The organism is Parafrankia colletiae (assembly GCF_001854655.1).
GTDB lineage: Bacteria > Actinomycetota > Actinomycetes > Frankiales > Frankiaceae > Parafrankia > Parafrankia colletiae.
In genome coordinates this window covers 1-15,452 of record NZ_MBLM01000153.1, presented here as the reverse complement: position 1 = coordinate 15,452, position 15,452 = coordinate 1, and the positions used below count along the sequence as shown (strand labels likewise).

General features: G+C 72.7%; 8 protein-coding genes. 4 read left to right on the top strand and 4 right to left on the bottom strand.

Annotated features, from left to right (window positions below; genetic code table 11):
- On the bottom strand, positions 1 to 503 hold a 503-nt coding region (locus CC117_RS35395), incomplete at its 3' end, for a CRISPR-associated endonuclease Cas1 (RefSeq protein ID WP_131803149.1).
- 260 nt (positions 504 to 763) lie between these two features.
- Here CC117_RS35395 and CC117_RS28355 point away from each other — a divergent pair.
- The 4 genes from CC117_RS28355 (at position 764) to CC117_RS28340 (ending at position 3,467) form a co-directional block, all read left to right on the top strand.
- Entirely contained in the window at positions 764 to 1,750 is a 987-nt protein-coding gene (locus tag CC117_RS28355) for an FkbM family methyltransferase (protein ID WP_084132945.1), read from the top strand.
- A gap of 224 nt (positions 1,751 to 1,974) precedes the next feature.
- Positions 1,975 to 2,382, top strand: a complete 408-nt coding sequence (locus CC117_RS28350) for a hypothetical protein (RefSeq protein ID WP_198542014.1) — start codon at positions 1,975 to 1,977, stop codon at positions 2,380 to 2,382.
- A gap of 325 nt (positions 2,383 to 2,707) precedes the next feature.
- Positions 2,708 to 3,118 carry a hypothetical protein gene (locus CC117_RS28345; protein WP_071089644.1) on the top strand — a complete coding sequence of 137 codons (411 nt, stop codon included), beginning with the start codon at positions 2,708 to 2,710 and terminating at the stop codon, positions 3,116 to 3,118.
- A gap of 19 nt (positions 3,119 to 3,137) precedes the next feature.
- The gene (locus CC117_RS28340; RefSeq protein ID WP_071089641.1) at positions 3,138 to 3,467 is read left to right on the top strand and encodes a WD40 repeat domain-containing protein; all 330 of its coding nucleotides are present in this window, start codon (positions 3,138 to 3,140) and stop codon (positions 3,465 to 3,467) included.
- Positions 3,468 to 3,713: 246 nt separating this feature from the next.
- Here the strand turns inward: CC117_RS28340 and CC117_RS38280 are convergent, their stop codons facing one another.
- The 3 genes from CC117_RS38280 to CC117_RS28325 form a co-directional block, all read right to left on the bottom strand.
- Positions 3,714 to 3,995: a hypothetical protein gene (locus CC117_RS38280; protein ID WP_071089637.1), complete on the bottom strand. Its 282-nt coding sequence runs from the start codon at positions 3,993 to 3,995 to the stop codon at positions 3,714 to 3,716.
- Positions 3,996 to 4,213: 218 nt separating this feature from the next.
- Positions 4,214 to 6,619, bottom strand: a complete 2,406-nt coding sequence (locus CC117_RS28330; protein ID WP_071089653.1) for a type I polyketide synthase — start codon at positions 6,617 to 6,619, stop codon at positions 4,214 to 4,216.
- Positions 6,620 to 6,724: 105 nt separating this feature from the next.
- Positions 6,725 to 15,452, bottom strand: an 8,728-nt coding sequence (locus CC117_RS28325) for a type I polyketide synthase (RefSeq protein ID WP_084132947.1), incomplete at its 5' end; no start/stop codon positions are given.

The window sequence follows — 15,452 nt, the reverse complement described above, 5'->3', positions numbered from 1 at the left end:
CCACTCGCCTTCGCCATCGACCGCGACGACCAATGGGTGCCGCCGTTCGACGGAGCCTGCTTCGCCTTCAGCAACGGCCGTAGAAGTTCAGCCGCACGCACACTGTCAGCAGTCGCCAACGCTTGCGAACGTCGTAGCCGGGCATCGTCCGTTCCTTGCACCATAACACCGGTAACCCGTGCATGCCGGTCCAGAGTCACCACGCACACACCGACATCAGCACACCACGACAGCGCATCCAACGATACCGAACCGGCCCCCGTGACGATGAGCCGCTTCAGCTTCCGGTCGGCGCGTTCCCACCGACGTGTCCTGCGGTGCTGGCCGATACCGTCACCCACGGACAACCGGTTGTCTTTCACAGCAACGCTCACACCGAAACCGTCGGATATTGCTACGACCTGCCCTGTATCCGTGTCCGCGTAGATCGTCTCTAGCGTACGTTGCACTTCAGCGGTTCGCGTAGCGTTCTCTTCCGCGACCAGAACCGGAGCAACCGTCATGGTCCGGATTCCATGACGTCACGTTTGCGGGTTTCGTTCTTTGGTTCCGGTCGTGGTCGTGGTCCGCGGTTCCGTTCGCCGTTCGCGTTTGTCGTTCGTGGCCGCGCCCGCTTCTTGGTCGCGTTCCTGTCCGACCTCGGGAGCTGGCCGCGACCAGATGTGTCGCAAAACCCCAGATCGGCCCATTGCCGCGACTTTGCCGGCCCCTCCGGGGCATCCGCTGATCAAGTTGCGGGGAACCGCCACTCACGGCATCTTCAATGTTACCTTCAGTACATGACGTGTGTGTATCGCTCAGTGAGGCGCCGATGACGTCGCCCGGGCAGGCCTGCCTCCAGATGACATCGACGCTCGGACACATCTGGCGGCATCCGGCAGTTCAGGAGGAACGCGGCCGTGCTCTCGGCAGGTACTTCGGCTGGCAGATCTGGCAGCGAACAGCCCGCCGGCCATTGACGATTTCCCTGCGCGGAGATATTCGACTTCGATGCTATCCGCACAGAACCTCCGCCTCAGCGGTCCTCTACTGCCGGCTGCCGGAATGGCACGAGATGYGGTTTCTTCTAGATCACCTGCATCCCGGTGACACGTTCGTGGACGTCGGGGCGAACGTCGGGGTCTACACCCTGCTTGCCGCCTCCATTCCGGGAGTGCGCTGCATAGCTTTCGAGCCGTCGACCGAGACGTGGACCCGTCTGGTCGAGAACGTCGAGCTGAACGGTCTGGTGGACGTCGACGTACGCCACGCAGCGGTGGGGGCGGAATGTGGTGAGACGGCCGTGACGATCGGGCAGGATACGATCAACCGGGTCCTCGATGCCGATGGCGGAGCGGGAGTTGACGGGGTCTCCGACCGGGTGTCCGGCGTAACCCCGAGGGTGGAAGGGAGCGAGCGGGTACCACTCACCACACTGGACGACGCGCTCAACGGCGTCGACCGAGTGGCCCTAGTGAAGATTGACGTAGAGGGGATGGAGCCGGCGGTCTTGCGTGGCGCGCGTGAGGTCATCCGCCGGCATTCACCCGCGATGATCATCGAGTACAACGATCCTGATATCTTGCATCGGATGCTGTCCGAGACCGGGTACAAGACCTTCCGCTACGACCCGCAGCGTCGACGACCCGTGCTGATCGATCCGTTCCGGGACCGGATTCAGAACGTCTTGGCGTTGAAGGAGACCCCCGGTGAGCCGGCCCCAGTCGGGACCGCGAGTATCGCGGCTCGATCCGGCGAGGGCCCGTTCTGACCGGCTCTGGGTTAAGTAGCGGCCGGCTCGGTTGGTCTACCTAAGGCTGGCCGCTACTTCAGCGGTCAGCGCTCGCAGTGCGAGAGCTGACGTCCAGATCGCATCCGGCCAGGAGGGCAGAGCGCTCCTGGCGCCGCCGCCACGCGAGTTCGCGGATGCAGGGGCGGCTCCAGGCGAGCAGGTCAGCGTGCACGCGGCGGTAGCCGCCGGAGGCGGTGAACGAGGTGACCGAGTTCCTTCCAGCCGCTGAAAGGCCGGCCCAGGCGGCAACTCAGGAGTCGGGCGCAGCCGTGCCGGCCGCGCCGACCGGGCCGGCAGAGCCGCCGGATTTCGTATCGGCCCAGCTCACGGCCCGCGCGGAGAAGCGCAGTATCGAGGTGACCGGGGAGCGGACGGAGACGACGTCGACGTTTGTGAATCCGGACGGGACGGTCACCGTCGACTCCTACGCGGGGATCCGCCGGGTGCGCCGGGGCGAGACCTGGGAGAACGTCGACTCGACGCTGGTCCAGGCCGACGGGAAGGTCGTCCCGAAGGTCGCGAAGGCGGGCATCGTGATGTCGCCACGCTCGTCGACGGTGCCCGGGAGATCGCCTTTGGCTGACCGACGGCGCTGCCCGCCCCGGAGCTGAAGGACAACACCGCGACCTACAAGGACGTCGCCAAGGGCACCGATCTGGTCGTCAAGGTTGTTCCGACCGGCAAGGGATACCGGCTTCTTCGGGGAAGCAGGGTTGGGGCGGCCACCTACCGCTCGCGGGGTATCGGAGCAACGAGCAGGATATTCGGTGATAACTGGACTCATGCTGGGGCTCGCTCCGGTATTCTTGACCGCGGTCGAGTCGCCGTTGGACGGAGTGGTTTGAGCGCCAAGAAATATGACCCCAGGGGGGCACGTACCATCTTTCGAGCCAAAGCCGGAAAAAGAAATCCAGGTTTCTTTCATGGACCTTTGGGATGAGCATCCAAGAGATCGTAGCCGAGCTGCGCGATACATTGACGCCACAGGCCGAWGTCACTTGGAACAATGCGCTTGGAAACTCGGGCATCATCGATGTCCTTATCGAGCGAAGTGATGGGTGCGAGCTCCTCGTGTCGCTCGTCACGGACTACGATCTGGCGCGGATTATTCTTGATGACTACATATTCGAAGGGGTTCCGACCGAGGCGACCGTCGAATTTGTTCGAATCTTTGTCGAGGATCTCTTTGTGATTCGCCTCGTTCGGAGATGGAAGTGGATGGCGGGGTGGCTGYAGATCTCGTTTGCGGTACAGGGGTCCGTGTATTCGGCGTTCAGAAAAGCTAGAAATATTGAACCCTGGGAACAGCGGCATCTGCGTCTGATGGCCGACGAAGAAGAGAGTTGAGTCCGCCAGCGAGGCCGCCGTGCGGCTGTGGGACACCAGTGCCCGCGGCGCCGACGTCCCACCCATCGCCGTTCTCACCGGCCCGGTCACCGGCATGGTGTTCAGYCCCGACGGGAGGTTGCTCGCCACCACCGGTCAGGACGACGTGCGGCTGTGGGACGTGAGCCCCGATCAGCTCATCGACGCCGGCTGCGCGGACATGGCCAACCAACTCACCGAAACCGAATGGAAGGCCGCCCTACCCAGAACCCTCTACAGCCCGTCCTTCACCCGCAAGTCCACGGTAGCCATCTCCCGAAGCAACTTCCGAGCATCCTCCGGACCGATCATTTCGATTCGCCGGCTATAGCTGTCGCGGAAGGTCCTGGCGCCGGCGTCGATTTTGGCCAGTGCCGTTTCAGACTCCATGAAATAATCGCCCGCGTCCCGCACCCGCTCCCACCCCTCGCCTTCCTCGTCCCAGAACCGGTCATTCAGCCGCCACAGACGACCGGCTTGGCCCCGCACTCGCTTCCTGTTGCTTTCCCCCTCCAGCACAGGTGGACAGACCACACACCTGCGCGGTCCGCCGGAAAGCCACGAGGAACCGGGCCAGCTACACCTCTCCGTCATCCTCATGTCGGGCACTGTAGATCCTGGGCGACACATAGAGGCCGCCCGCGAGGAGGACCGCCATGCCGAGGCCGGCTGGAAAGCTCTGCCATCCCGTCGCCCGTTGGATCAGCAGCAGAACTCCCCAGGTGACGAGCGACAGCAGGAACCAGCCCAGGAGCACCCGCGGACTGTGCCAGAGGTACAGGAGACCGAACCGGAGCCCCGTTGTTCTTTTCAGATCGTTTCGCGCGGCGGCCCGGACCCGTCGCAGGAGTTTTTTCATTCCCTACCAGCCTTGTCGGGCCTCAGTGCGCCACGGCCAGATCCGCCACACCGGCGTTCAGCCATCCGCGGCGAGAGACGGAACATGATCTCTCCGCGTTGCCGGCCAGACTACCGGAACTCTTCCATGCGTGAAGGTGGAGCTGACGTGGTTGTCACGATCTCGTTCTGCCCTTGGCAGGCTTTGTGCGCCGGCCATACCCGGCCTTCGGTGCGGCGCTACGGTGCTGTGGCAGGTTCCAGCCAGAAGCSTCGGCGCTGGAAGGCGTAGGTGGGCAGGTCGACGCGGCGGGCGCCGGTTCCGGCGAAGAAGGCGTGCCAGTCGACCGGCGTGCCCCGGGTGTGCAGAGCCGCCAGCAGCTCGGTGACGGCGCGGATCTCGACACGGTCAGGCGGCAGCAGCACCAGGTCGGCAGCACGGCCACCCTCCACCGGTCCGGTATCGGACCCGGCGCTCGGCTCGCCGTCCGGCACGGGTCGACCCACGATCACCGTCATCGCGTTCGCGGGGATGCGGTGGACGTCCCAGGGAATCGGCCCGGATGAGGGTGCGGGTGACGGCGGCGCGGAGATGAGGGCGCGGGCGTCGTCGAGGGTGAGGGTGCCGGTCAGGTACGCGGCGGCGATCTCGCCGGATCCCTGACCGAGGCGGACGTCCGGACGCACTCCCCAGGATTCCAGCAGTCGGGCCAGGGCCACCTGGACGGCGAATCCCGTCCAGACCGCCCGCGAGGGCTCGTCGGGTGCCGGGCCGACGGTGCGCAGTGCGGCTGCGAAGGCCGGGAAGCGCCCGGCCAGCGCGCTGCCGGTTCCCGCGAGCGCGTCGGGCTGGTCGGGGAACACCAGGACGAGCGGCGGTCCGGACGTCGAGCCGTCCGACGTGGGCAGGCCGGTGCCCTCGGCGCCGGCAGCTCCCCGGGTCACCGTGACAGTGGAGGCGCTGGCGAAGGCGTCCGGGCCGGTCGCCTCCGGGTCGGAGCCCGCTGCCAGGGCCGCCAGGCCGCGCCGGAAGGCGGCGGAGTCACGGGCGACGAGCACCGCGCGGTGTTCGAGGGCGGAGCGGCCGGTCGCCAGCGAGTACGCGACGTCGACCGGGGCGAGCTCGGGCCGTTCGGTCAGGCGGGTGAGCAGCCGTTCGGCCTGGCCGCGCAGGCCGGCCGCCGACCGCGCCGACAGCAGCCACGGCACGACATCCAGCGCGGGCCCGACTGCAGGCTCGGCGGAAGACCCGGTGGAAGGCCCGGTGGGAAGTTCGTCAGCGGGATCGGCGGGGGGCTGTTCGAGGATCGCGTGGGCGAGGGTGCCGTTGGCGCCGAAGGAGGAGACGCCGATCCGGCGGGGGCGGCCGTCGGTGGCCGGCCAGGGCTGCGGCTGCGTGAGCAGGGCGATGGTGCCGTCAGACCAGTCGGCGTGCGGGGTCGGGGCGTCCACGTGCAGGGTACGCGGGAGGGTGCCGTGCCGCATGGCCAGCGCGGCCTTGATGATGGCGCCGGCCCCGCCTGCCGCCTGGGTGTGGCCCAGGTTCGACTTCAGCGAGCCCAGGTACAGCGGCCGGTCGGGCCGACGTCCGCGGCCGTAGGTGGCGTGCAGGGCGGCGAGTTCGATCGGGTCGCCGACGGGGGTGCCGGTGCCGTGGCCTTCGACGGCGTCGACGTCGTCGGGGGTGAGGCCGGCGTCGGCGAGGGCGCGGGTGATCAGGCGTTCCTGGGAGGCGGCGCTGGGGGCGGTGAAGCCGTTGGTGGCACCGCTCTGGTCGACGGCGCTGCCGCGCACCACCGCGTGCACCGGATGGCCGTTGCGCCGCGCGTCACCGAGCCGCTCGACGAGCAGGACGCCGACCCCCTCGGAGATACCGGTGCCGTTCGCCGCCGCGGCGAACGACTTGCAGCGGCTGTCCGGGGCGAGGCCCTGGCCCTGGCGGGTCGTCTCCTCCCACAGTTCGGTGGTGGCGAGCACCGAGACCCCGCCGACCAGCGCCAGCGTGCACTCGCCGCGCCGCAGGGCCTGGCTGGCCAGGTGCAGGCCGACGAGGGACGAGGCGCAGGCTGCGTCGAGGGTGACGCAGGGGCCTTCGAGCCCGAGTGTGTACGAGACCCGCCCGGACGCGATGCTCCCGGCGCTGCCGAAGTAGGTGTAGCCGTCGATGCCCGGCGGGGGCGGGCGCAGCCGGTAGCCGTAGTCGTGGAAGATCACGCCGAAGTACACGCCGGTGCTGCTGCCCCGCGCCGTGCGCGGGTCGATGCCGGCATGCTCGAACGCCTCCCAGGACGTCTCCAGCAGCAGGCGCTGCTGCGGGTCGGTGGCCAGGGCGTCGTTCTCCGACATCCCGAAGAACTCCGGGTCGAAGTCGGCGGCGTCGTGCAGGAAGCCACCGCCGAAGCAGGGCAGGGACGAGGTGTCCCACCCGCGGTTGTCCGGGAATCCGGAGATGGCGTCACCGCCGACCGTGACGAACCGCCACAGGTCGTCCGGGGAGCGCAGGGTGCGCGGGCCGCCGGGGAAACGGCAGGCCATCCCGATGATGGCGATCGGTTCGGACGTCGCGGCGAGCTGCCGGCGCAGCCGTTCGTTCTCCTTCATCGTCGCACGCAGCGCTTCGAGCAGCCGGTCGGCGGACGCGGTCACCATGCCTCCGGGAGGGTCGGTTGTGCGGACGGGACGGGTCGTGGGGACGAGGCGGGGTCGTGCGGACGAGGCGGGGTCGTGCGGACGGGACCTCGTTCGTTCCGGTCAGGAGTCGTTGTCACCGAGGGCCAGCCGGATCAGGGTGTCGGCGTCCATCTCGTCGAACGCGGCGTCCAGACCCACGCCCGCGTCGGTTCCCGCTCCCGCTCGCTCTCCTCCGCGCTGGCCGGCGATGGTGACCGGTTCGCCCGCCGCCGTGGCCGGAATCGCGTCCTCGGCGTGCTTCCGGCCGGGAGAGGCGGAGGCGGCTACGGGACCGGCGGCAGCGCCTGGGGTGGTGGTGAACAGCTGGTCCCGTAGGTGGCCGGCTATCGCGGCGGGGGTCGGGAAGTCGAAGACGAGCATCGGACGCAGGCGTACGCCCGTGGCGGCGGTCAGCCGGTTGCGGAACTGCAGCGAGGCGAGCGAGTCGAACCCGAGTTCCTTGAACGGGCGGTGCGGGGCCACCGCGTCCGCGGAGGTGTGGCCGAGCGCGGCCGCGGCGATGACGCAGACGGCGTCCAACAGGGTCTTGTCGCGTTCGGCAGTGCTGAGTCCGGCGAGACGCGCGGCCAGCGTGGGCCCGGCGGCACCGGCGCCGGCGTCGTCGGTGGTGCCGGGCACGGTCCGGCGCCGCGGGGTGCGGATGAGGTGGCGCAGCAGCGGCCCGGCGGCGTCCGCGGGCAGCGCCCGCAGGTTGATCCGCATGGGCAGCAGGACGGGCCGGTCGCCGGCGAGGGCGGCGTCGAGCAGGGCCATGCCGTCCGCGGCGGAGATCGGGAGCAGCCCGTTGCCGGTCATCCGGCGACGTAGCTCGGTGGGGTCGAGGTGGGCGGCCATCGCACCGCGGGCCGCCCAGTAGCCCCAGCCGAGGGCCACCGCGGGGAGCCCAGCCGCCCGGCGGTGGTGGGCGAGCGCTTCCAGGAAGGCGTTGGCGGCGGCGTAGTTGCCCTGCCCGGGGCTGCCGAAGGTCGCCGCGGACGAGGAGAACAGCACGAAGGCGGCCAGGTCGTGGCCACGGGTCAGCTCGTGCAGGTGCAGCGCGGCGTCCGCCTTGGGGCGCAGCACCTGGTCGAGCCGCTCGGGGGTGAGCGAGCCGAGCACACCGTCGTCGAGGGTCCCCGCGGTGTGCACGACCGCGGCCAGCGGGCGGTCCTCGGGAATCGAGGCGAGCAGGGCGGCGAGCGCGGCCCGGTCCGCGACGTCGCAGGACGCGACCGTGACCTGCGCGCCCAGCGCGGTGAGGTCCGCCACGAGGGCGGCGGCACCGGGGGTGCCTGAGCCCCCGCGGCTGGCCAGCAGCAGGTGCCGGACACCGTGCGCGGTGACCAGATGACGCGCGACCAGCCCGCCGAGCGTTCCCGTACCGCCGGTGATCAGCGTGGTGCCGTCCGTCCGCCAGGTGGCAGGGGTGGCGGCCGCGGGTGCGGGGGCAGCCGGGGGCGCGAGGGCAGTCGCCGGCACGGCAGCAGCGGGCACTGCCGACGCGCGGACGAGACGCTGGCCCAGGAGCAGGCCGTCCCGGATGGCGACCCGCGGTTCCCCGGAGGCGAGGGCCGCTGGCAGGGTCCGCGGTGAGGACGGGACGGCGTCGACGTCCACGAGCAGGAACCGGTCCGGGTTCTCGGACGCGGCCGAGCCGAGCAGGCCCCACACCGCGGCGGCGGCGAGATCGACGTCCCGGTCGCCCGGGACGGCAGTCACCGCGCCGCGGGTCACGGCGACGAAACGGGTGGCGGCGAAGCGGTCGTCGCCCAGCCAGGCCTGTGCCCGCTCCAGCGCCTGACCCAGGCTGGCGCGCACGGCCACCGCGGTGGCGGCGGGCTCTCCGGACGTCGCCGCAAACGTCTCCGGCGGGGTGCAGCTGACCAGGACGACGTCCGGAACAGGCCGCGCCGCGCCGTTGCCACCGCCGTCGGCCGCCTCGGCGAGATCGGCGCAGCCGTGGACGGTCACGCCGGCCAGTGCGAGGGCGGTGCGCAGGCCGAACGGATCCGGCCCCACCACGGCCCAGCGCAGCGCCGGCCCGGCCGGTGCCGCGGGAAGGGCGGGCGGGGTGACGGGCACCCAGTCGAGTGCGAACATCGCGTCGGCGACCACGGCCGGGCGGGAGCGCAGACGTTCGGGCTCGGTCTGCCCGAAGGCGATCGCGCCGATGGTCGCGACCGGTGCGCCGGTGTGGTCGGCGAGGGCCAGCGCGACCGTGTCGGATCCCGCCGGGTGGACGTGCACCCGGACGGTCCGGGTGCCGGTTGCCAGCAGGCGCACGTCCCGGTAGGTCCGGGGCAGGACGATCGGCGCGGTGGGCGGCGCCCCGATCGGCGGGGTGCGGTCAGCGGATGCCGACTGACCGGGAGGTGCGGCCGGGCTGTTCGTCAGGTGGTGCCAGAGCACGAGCTGCCCGGCGGCCGCGAGCAGCGCCGGGTGCAGGTCGAAGCCCGCTCCGGAGATGCCCGCGGCCGCGTCCTGACCGCCGATGCCGTCGGCCTCGTTGACGTCGTCACCAGCGGCGACCTCGGCGAACAGGCCTGCCGCTCCCTGCCACACCGCGGTCAGACGTGGGCCGTCCGCCGGGCTGTCACCGTGGCCGGCCGCGCGCAGATCGGCGTGGAGGGCATCGACGTCCAGCGGTGCCGCGCCGGCGGGAGGCCAGGCGGTCAGATCGACGTTGCCCTCGAGCGCCACTGCGCCACCCGGCACCTCGCCACCCGGCACCTCGCCGGGCGACACGTCGTCCTCTGCCGCCGGGGAGGTGCTGTCGGTCAGTGTCGCGGTCGCGTGGGTGGTCCAGGGGGCATCGGTGGAAACGTCGTCCGGGCTGGTGTGCAGGGTCAGTGTGCGGCGGCCGGTGCCGTCGGGCGGGCTGATCCGGGCCTGGACGCGCAGCGCCCCGGTCTCCGGCAGCAGCAGCGGCTCGGCCATGGTCAGCTCGGTCACCGCGTCCGCGCCCACCTCGTCGCCCGCGCGGATGGCCAGCTCCAGCAGGACGGCGTCCGGCGCGACCGGGACGCCGGCCAGCGTGTGGCCCGCGAGCCACGGATGGGCCGCTGGGACGATCCGGCCGGTCAGCAGCAGGCCGCCGTCGGCCAGCGGGACGGCCGCGCTTAGCAGCGGATGACCCGGATGCCCCGACGTCTCCCGGCCATCGGCGGAGGCCAGGCCGGTGGACGCCGCGCCGCTGCCGAACGTGGCGGCGAGGTTGGGTGCGGACGCCCGCGGCCAGAAGCGCCGGCGCTGGAAGGCGTAGGTCGGCAGGGCGGTGGGGCGGGCGGGCGGGCCCGCGAACGCCGGCCGCCAGTCGACGTCCACGCCGCGGACGTGGACCTGTGCGAGCGCGGCGAGGAAACGGTCCGGCCCTCCCCGGCCGCGTTCCAGGGTGGGGAGGACGGCGATGTCGCCGCCGGCTTCGTCGGCCGTCTCGGTGAGCCCGAACCCGAGCACCGGATGGGGGCTGACCTCGATGAACGTGTCGAAGCCGGCGGCGAGCATCGCCCGGGTGGCGGCGTCGAACAGCACTGGCTCGCGGGTGTTGGAGTACCAGTAGTCGGGGCCGGGCTGGGTGGCGGTGCCGGTGCCGGTGCCGTCCAGCAGGCCGMCGGTGACGGTCGAGTAGAAGGGGATCCGGCCGGGGGTGGCGGTCACCGGCCGCAGGATGTCCGTCAGTTCGGCGCGGATGTCGTCGACCTGGGCGCAGTGGGTGGCGACGGAGGCGGCGACCATCCGGGCCCGCACGCCGGCGGCATCCAGTTCGGCGAGCAGTTCGGTGAGCGCGTCGGTGTCGCCGGCGACGGTGACCTGGCGGGGTCCGTTGACGCCGCCGACGGCGAGCCGGCCGTCGAAGCGGGCCAGCCTGGCGGCGACGTCGACGGCGGGCAGCGCGACGGACGCAAGCGCGCCGCGGCCGAGCAGGCGGTCGGCGAGCAGCCGGCTGCGCAGCGCGATGACACGGGCGGCGTCGTCAAGCGAGAGCAGGCCGGCGACGTGGGCGGCGGCGACCTCACCCTGGCTGGTGCCGACGACCGCCGCCGGGGTGACGCCGTAGGCCTCCCAGGCTGCGGCCAGCGACACCATCATCGACATCAGCGCCGGCTGGATCACCTCGATGGCCTCCAGCGGCGGCGCGTCCACGGCCCCGCCGACGACGTCGAGCAGGGACCAGTCGAGGTACGGGGCGAACGCCTCGGCGCAGGCGGCCATCCGCTCGCGGAACGCTGGGCAGGAGGCGAGCAGCTCCCGTCCCATGCCGGCCCACTGCGAGCCCTGCCCGGGGAAGACGAAGGTGACCCGCGGGCCGGGACGGACCAGGCCACGCACGGCGAGCACCCCCGCGGCGCCGGCCGGGACGTCCATGCTGTCGATCGGCGCGGTGAACGTGGCCGGGGCGTCGTCCGCGGAGCCAGGCTCCGCGCCGAGCCGGGCGAGACTCGCGCGCAGCCCCGCGCGATCGGTGCCGACGATGACGGCCCGGTGGTCGAAGCGGCTGCGGGTGGCGGCGGTGGCGAGACCGACATCCGCCACGGCCAGATCGGGATGGGCGTCGAGATGATCGCCCAGTCGCCGCGCCTGGGCGCGCAGCGCCCGCTCGCTGCGTGCCGACACCAGAATCGGCACGGGCACGGGCACGGACACGGCGGGCATCGCCACGGGAGCGGCAGTGTCGTGGATCGTCGGGGCGTCGTCGCCGCCGGGCGCTTCGCGGACGATCACGTGGGCGTTGGTGCCGCTGATCCCGAAGGCGGAGATCCCGGCCCGCCGCGGCCCGCGCCCGTCGCGCTTCCCCGCGTCCGGTCGCTGGACGTCCGAGGTTGTGCCGGCGATGGGGCGGTCGGGCCAGGGTCTCGGCTCGGCGAGCAGCTGGACGGTGCCGGTGCTCCAGTCGACGTGCGGGGTGGGTTCGGCGGCGTGCAGGGTCCGCGGCAGCTGGCCGTGCCGCATCGCCAGCACCATTTTGATCACTCCGGCGACACCGGCGGCGGCCTGGGCGTGGCCGATGTTGGACTTGAGCGATCCCAGCCACAGCGGCCGGTCCGCCGGGCGGCCCCGGCCATAGGTGGCGAGCAGCGCCTGGGCCTCGATGGGGTCGCCCAGCTTCGTGCCGGTGCCGTGCGCCTCGACGGCGTCCACGTCGGAAGGGGTGAGGCCCGCGGCGGCGAGCGCCTGGCGGATCACCCGCTGCTGCGCGGGGCCGTTCGGTGCGCTCAGCCCGTTGGACGCCCCGTCGGAGTTGACCGCCGTCCCCTCGACGACGGCGAGCACGGGATGTCCGTTGCGGCGGGCGTCGTCGAGCCGTTCCAGGACGAGCATCCCGACGCCCTCGGAGAGCCCGGTGCCGTCGCCACCCGCGCCGAACGCCTGGCAGCGGCCGTCCGGGGACAGGGCGCGCTGCCGGCTGAACTCGACGTACATCAGCGGCGAGGACATCACGACCGCCGCGCCGGCGAGTGCCAGCGAGCACTCCCCGCTGCGCAGCGCCGCCACCGCCTGGTGCAGGGCGACGAGCGAGGACGAGCAGGCGGTGTCGATCGTGACGGCCGGTCCGTGCAGGCCGAGGGCGTAGGAGATGCGGCCGGACATCACGCTGGCGGCGTTGCCGATGCCGATGTAGCCCTCCATCGGCTCGGCCGCGGCCATCGCCCGCGGGCCGTAGTCCTGGACGTTCGTGCCGACGAACACGCCCGTCGCTGTTCCGTGCAGGGTGGTGGGGTCGATGTCGGCCCGTTCGAGCGCCTCCCAGGACAGTTCGAGCAGCAGCCGCTGCTGGGGGTCCATCGCCAGGGCCTCGCGGGGGCCGATGCCGAAGAACTCGGCGTCGAAGTCGGCGACGCCGTCGAGGAAACCGCCGTGGCGGACATAGGACGTCCCGGCACGCTCCGGGTCCGGGTCGTAGAGCGCGTCGAGGTCCCAGCCGCGGTCGGCCGGAAACTCGCTGATCGCGTCGCGGCCCTCGGCGAGGAGCTGCCACAGGTCCTCGGGGGTGCGGACCCCGCCGGGCAGCCGGCAGGCCATCGCGACGATCGCGACCGGATCCGTGTCGACGGCGCCGGGCCGCGCCGCGATCCCGCCCGGCACCGCCCCCGCAGCCGCACTCGCCATGCCGGGGGTGCCCGCGGTCGACGGCCCGGTCAGGCCGCTCGCGGCGAGCTCGTCGCGGAGGAAGTCGGCGAGCGCCGCCGGCGTCGGATAGTCGAACACCAGCGTGGCCGGCAGCCGCAGGCCGAGCGCCTCGCCGACCCGGTTGCGCAGGTCGACGGAGGTGAGCGAGTCGAAACCGAGATCCCGGAACGCCCGCTGCGCACCCACCGCGGACGGGTCGGCATGCCCCAGCACGGCCGCCGCCCGGGCCCGGACCTCGTCGAGGAGCGCCCGGTCACGCTCGCCGGCGGTCAGCGCCGCGAGCCGCCGGACCAGCGGCGGCACCTCCTCGGCACCAGCGTCGAGTGCGGCACCTGCAGGCGCCTCGGACAGCGGGTCGAGCAGTGGACGGGACCCGGCCGAGGTGAACACCGGGATGAACCGGTCCCAGTCGATGTCCGCCACGACGATCTGGGTCTCGTCGTGGTCCAGCGCCTGCCGCAGGGCCGCGAGCGCGAGCGGCGGGTCGAGGAAACCCAGCCCGCGGGCCCGCTGCCGCCGCTCCGCCTCGCCCGCATCGGTGTCGGTGTCGGTGTCGGTCGACAGGGGGCGCCACAGGCCCCAGGCGATCGCGGTCGCCGGCAGGCCGCGGGCGCGGCGGTGCTGGGCGAGCGCGTCGAGGTGGGTGTTGGCGGCGGCGTAGGCAGCGTGGTCGGCGCTGCCCCAGATCCCGACGACCGAGGAGAACAGCACGAACGCGTCCAGGGTGTCGGTGTCGAACAGTTCGTCGAGGCGCTGCGCGGCGCCCGCCTTGGTGGCGAGGACGTCCGCGAGCTCGCCGGGTGCGACATCGTCGAGGGGCCGCAGCCCGAGCAGCGCCGCCGCGTGCACGACCGAGCGGATCGTCTTCCCGGCCGCGGTCTGCTCCCGGACGACGGCGGCCAGTGCATCCGGATCCGCGGGGTCACAGGTGGCCACGGTCAGCCGGAAGGGCCGCGAAGCGGTGCCGTCCGCGTGCAGCGCGGCCAGGTCGAGGTCGTCCGGGCGGTGCGGCCCGGCGAGCACCACATGCTCGGCGCCCTGGTCGGCCAGCCAGCCGGCCAGGTACGGGCCGAGCGGCCCGCCGCCGCTGGTGACCAGGACCGTCCCGCGCGGCCGCCACCGCCGTACCGGCGGGCCCGCACCGAGCGGGGCGCGCGACAGGCGCCGGACGAGCACTCCGCCCGGCCGGATCGCGAGCTGGTCCTCGCCGGACGTCCCGCGCAGGGCGGCACGCAGCCGCCCGCGGGCGGCTGCGTCCAGGGTGCCGGGCAGGTCGACGAGCCCGCCCCAGCGGGACGGGTGCTCCAGCGCGGCCACCCGTCCCAGGCCCCACACCTGCGCCTGGGACGGATCAGCCACCGCGTCGCCGGCCTCGGTGGACACCGCTCCGCGGGTGAGGCACCACAGCGGCGCCTCGACCTCCAGGTCGCCCAGCGCCTGCACGAGCGCCAGCGTCGCGGCCACCGCGGCGCCGAGGCCAGGCCGGTCGGGCTGCTCCGCGCCGGTCAGGGCCAGCAGCGACAGCACCCCACGCACCGGGGGATCCTGGCCTGCGCCCCAGGTCTCCAGGCGGCGGGCGAGCGCGTCCCGCGTCAGATCCTCGGGACCGAGGCGCACGCTGACCACCTCCGCACCGCCTTCGGCGAGCGCCAGCGCCACCCCCGCGGGCACCGCGTCCTCGGCGCCGGGCACCGCGTCCGCGTCCGCGTCGCCGGTAGGCGGTGCGGAGGGTGCACTGTCGGATGCGGGTGGGAGGAGCAGCAGCCAGGTGCCGGCCACGCCGGGGTCGTCCGGTAGGAGCGGCCCGTCCGCGGACGGGCGCAGCTGCTCCCAGCCGACCCGGTAGCGCAGTCCGTCGAGGACGTCCCGGCCGCGGTCGCGGTCCTGGTGATCACGGACTGCCCCGGTGCGCAGGGCGGGGTTGTCCAGCCAGTAGTGCCGGTGCTCGAACGGGTAGGTCGGCAGGTCGACGGGACGTCCGCCGGCCAGCAGCGGCCCCCAGTCCACCGCCACCCCGCGCACCCACAGGTCCGCCGCGCCGGCGACCAGCCGGCGCAGACCGCCGTCGTCCCGGCGCAGCGACCCGACGGCGACCGCATCGTGGACGCCGGCCGCCTCCGCGGTGCCCGTGACCGCGGCGGTGAGCACCGGATGCGGGCTGACCTCGAGGAACGTCCGGCAGCCGTCGGCGAGCAGGGCTTCGACGGCGGTGCCGAAGCGCACGGTGGAGCGCAGGTTGCGGTACCAGTAGTCGCCGTCCAGGCCCGTCGGGTCCGCCGGGCCGCCGGTCACCGTCGACCAGAACTCGACGTCCGCCGGGCCGGGTGTGACGTCGGCCAGGTCGGCGACGAGGCGCTCGCGGAGCTCCTCCACCTGGCTGGTGTGGGAGGCGTAGTCGACCGGCAGCCGCCGGACCCGCACCCCGTCGGTCTCCCAGCGGGCCAGCATCTCCGCCAGTGCCGCCGGCTCCCCCGCCACTGTCGTCGCCGACGGCCCGTTCACCGCCGCCACCTCGACCCTGCCGGCCCACGGGGCCGACGCCGCCTCGACGTCGGCGACCGGCAACGCCACCGACACCATCCCCCCGCGACCGGCCAGGCTCTGCCCGATCAGCCGACTACGTACGGCCACCACTCGCGCCGCATCGTCCAGCGACAGAACTCCCGCCACACACGCCGCC

What these genes read in the sequence shown, in the direction of transcription:
- CC117_RS38280 (WP_071089637.1), bottom strand. Translation starts at nt 3,995, where the DNA reads ATGAAAAAACTCCTGCGACGGGTCCGGGCCGCCGCGCGAAACGATCTG.